Consider the following 703-nt stretch of genomic DNA (forward strand, 5'->3'; position numbering starts at 1 on the left):
CAGTAATCATCGGTGAGTTGAGCTCCGTGACGGGCAAGGCGCCAACACTCAACGTGAGCGGTAGCGAGGTCGTGGGCTTGCCATCCCGGGTGACGGTGTAGGTCACGCTCACTGTCTTGCCCAGGTTGAACGCCAGCACCGTGACCGGCAGCGCGATGCTCAGGCCCACTTCACTGATTGGCTTGGCCGCGGTGATGTGTGAGCCACCCGCGGCGGTGCCGGCCGCTCCCGTCCAGGTCACGCTCAACTGATCGGTGAGCAGCAATCCGTCCGGCGGGATCACCGCGGTCAGGGCCTCCTCGGCCTTGAGCGGCTGCAAGGTCTTGCCGTCGGCTTCGGCCTGCAGAATGCTCGGGGGGTTGAGGTCGAGCACCACCCCAACGTCGAATTCCAGCGCTTGGGAATAGCGCGGGCGGTCATCGGTCCGCTCGACCGAGTACGACGCTTTCACCGTGCCGCCCTCATTGCCCTTGATCAATTCCCCCCTAATGGTGAACGGCACCGGTTGGCCGGCGGTGATCGAGTTGAGGGTCACCGAGTCGCGGTACACCCCGGTTTTCGAGCCCTCCCACTCGCAAATCACTTTGTCCCCCCCCAGCGTATTGAGCCAGGTGGCGGTCAGCGTGGTGTCTGGGCGATCCGGGTCGAGGACGCCGTCGACCACCCCGGCCACCGTCGGCCGCGGCAGTTCCGCGCGTGGCTC

Annotated in this window: 1 pseudogene; it reads right to left on the reverse strand. The window is 65.9% G+C overall.

Annotated features, from left to right (window positions below):
* Positions 1-703: pseudogene (locus AACY45_RS27245) on the reverse strand (hypothetical protein); the annotation flags it as partial.

This window comes from Pseudomonas sp. RA_35y_Pfl2_P32 (genome assembly GCF_963970735.1).
Classification (GTDB): domain Bacteria; phylum Pseudomonadota; class Gammaproteobacteria; order Pseudomonadales; family Pseudomonadaceae; genus Aquipseudomonas.